Annotated in this window: 2 protein-coding genes; one reads left to right on the top strand and one right to left on the bottom strand. The window is 66.3% G+C overall.

From position 1 onward, the window contains the following. Positions 1 to 442: M24 family metallopeptidase (locus EOA36_RS33215; RefSeq protein WP_145969450.1), on the top strand; the 442-nt coding region annotated here is incomplete at its 5' end. Between the two features lie 227 nt (positions 443 to 669). Here the strand turns inward: EOA36_RS33215 and EOA36_RS33205 are convergent. Then, positions 670 to 2,106: an amidase gene (locus tag EOA36_RS33205; RefSeq protein WP_127280985.1), complete on the bottom strand. Its 1,437-nt coding sequence runs from the start codon at positions 2,104 to 2,106 to the stop codon at positions 670 to 672. Between the last annotated feature and the right edge of the window lie 403 nt (positions 2,107 to 2,509).

The following is a 2,509-nucleotide window of genomic DNA, read 5'->3' as shown; positions in this document are numbered from 1 at the left end:
ATGCGACATGGTCTGCACGGTCGGCGGCTACGCCTCCGACATGTCGCGCAACTTCACCTTCGGCCCGCCCTCGGCGGACCAGGCGGAGCTGCACGCCATTGCCGAGCGCGCCTTCGAGGATGGCCTGGCCGAGCTTGTCCCCGGAAACACGCTCGCCCATGTGCATCGCGTCGCCACCGACAGCCTGGCCCGGCAAGGCCTGCGCTCCTACCGCCGCGGCCATTTCGGCCACGGCGTCGGCCAGTCGGTTTTTTCCGAACAATGGCCGTTCATCGCGGCCGGCAGCGATGTCGTGATCGAGCCAGGCATGGTGCTGGCCTTCGAGATCCCGCTCTACATCGACGGCCTCGCCAGTTTCAACCTCGAGGACCAGTTCCTGATCACGCCGGATGGACCGGTCGCCATGAACCGGCTGCCGAGGCGGCTGGAGGTGATTGGGTAGCGGTCCCTATCGCCGTTGGCACTCTACGGCGCCCCCCTCTGCCCTGCCGGGCATCTCCCCCACGAGGGGGGAGATCGACTGTCGTAGCCGCCGTCGCCAATCTTCAACATGGCAAGAAGAGGAGCCGGCGCCGAAGCCGCCAATCTCCCCACCCGTGGGGGAGATGGCCGGCAGGCCAGAGGGGGGGCGCCGTAGAGCGCGAACGCCGATGCTTAGGCCCTTGGCTGCTAAGCACTCACCGGCGGCCGCCTGTCCCTCCAAGGCATTTCCTCTTCGAGCTGCGCCGACGCCGCCAGCACTGTCGCCTCGTCGCCGTAGCGGCCGACCAGCTGCACGCCGATCGGCACGCCGCCTTTCGACCAGCCGAGCGGCAGCGAGATCGCTGGCTGGCCTGAAATGTTGAACGGGAAGGCAAAGACGGCGTCCGTCCATTTGGCGTTGTAGCGGTCGATGTCCGTCTCCGACATGTCGTAATAGCCGAACGGGCGCGGCAATTGCGTCAAGGTGGGCGTGACGAAAAGATCATAGCCATTGAGGTCGCCGACAATGGCGCGGCCGACCTGCCTGAGCCGCTCCACATCGCGGATGTGCCTGATGCCGCTTGTGGCGCGGCCGCGCTCGATGATCGCCCAGGTCACCGCCTCGACATCGCCAGGCGTTACCGGCCGGCCGATCACCGTTTCGAGATAGTCGAAGGTCGCCGCCGTCTGCACGCAGGTCATGTTGGTGTAGGTCGTCCACACGCCGTTGGCATCGAGCGGCATGTCGTGCTCCTCGACGTCATGGCCAAGCCGCTCGAGCGTCGCCACGGTCGCCAGCACCGCAGCCTTCACCTCCGGATCGATGGCCGTGCCGTTGGGCGGCGTGACGGTGAAGCCGATGCGCAATCTTTTCGGCGCGCTCGCCGACAGGCTGAGCGAGGACGCATCCGGCACCGGCGGCGTGTAGGGGTCGCCGGGCAGCGCGCCGGCGACGGCGTCGAGATAGGCCGCCGTGTCGCGCACCGTGCGCGAGCAGCAGAGAAAATAGGCGCCGCCATACCAATAGTCGCCGAATGGCGCGAGGCTGACGCGGCCACGCGACGGCTTCAGGCCCACAATGCCACAACAGGAGGCGGGAATGCGGATCGAGCCGGCGCCGTCGCTTGCTTCCGCGATCGGCACCATGCGCGAGGCGATGGCCGCCGCCGCACCGCCGCTCGATCCACCGGGCGTGATGCCTTCCTTCCACGGGTTCTTCGTCGTGCCGTAGAGTTTTGGCTCCGTCGTGATCGACCAGCCGTTTTCGGGCGCGTTCGACTTGCCGACCAGCACCAGTCCCGCCGCCTTCATGCGGCGAACGACTTCGGTGTCGAAGTCGGCGACGACGTCTTTCAGATAGAGGCAGGAATTGGTGTTCGGCGCGCCTGTCCAGGACGAGGCCAGTTCCTTGAGCAGGAATGGTACGCCGGCAAAGGGAGCCGATTTGTCGACTGTGCGCGCCTGCGCGCGCGCCATGTCGTAGAGGCGGTGGATGACCGCGTTGAGCGACGGATTCAACCGCTCGACCAGCGTGATCGCCGCCTCGACCAGCTCCGCCGGCGAAACCTGGCCGCCACGCACCAGCGCGGCCAGGTCAAGCGCGTCTGAGTCAGCGTAGGTTTTCAACAGACTGTCGGTGATCATGTCTCCCTCCCAATTCTCGATGCCAATTGCCGACGTTGGCACTGCCCCTCATCCGCCTGCCGGCACCTTCTCCCCGTATAGTGACGGGGAGAAGGGGGCTGTCGCGATCGTCGGCGCTCCTTCTGCAACGCTGGTGATTGGCGAAATCATCAGCGACCGCGTCTTTCTCCCCGTCACTATACGGGGAGAAATGCCCGGCAGGGCAATGAGGGGCTGCGCGAACCTGAAACGATTGTCCTGTGGAGGCTCCAATCTTTGCCCTGGAAGATCAGGCCGCGCCGGCGCCTCCTCCAGCGCCAGCGGCCGGATTGCATCAGCCCAGTTCCACCGTCCGCCCCAGCTCGATGCTCTGTTCGGCCGCGAGCACGATGCGCAGGCTGTTGACCGCCGCGTCCATCTGCTC

Origin of the sequence: Mesorhizobium sp. M8A.F.Ca.ET.021.01.1.1, from assembly GCF_003998025.1 — a bacterium.
Lineage (GTDB): Bacteria > Pseudomonadota > Alphaproteobacteria > Rhizobiales > Rhizobiaceae > Mesorhizobium.
The sequence above is the reverse complement of the archived record's forward strand: the minus strand, read 5'-3'. Positions and strand labels throughout refer to the sequence as shown.

Coding starts and splice junctions, on each gene's coding strand:
- EOA36_RS33205 (WP_127280985.1), bottom strand. CDS start 2,106: ATGATCACCGACAGTCTGTTGAAAACCTACGCTGACTCAGACGCGCTT.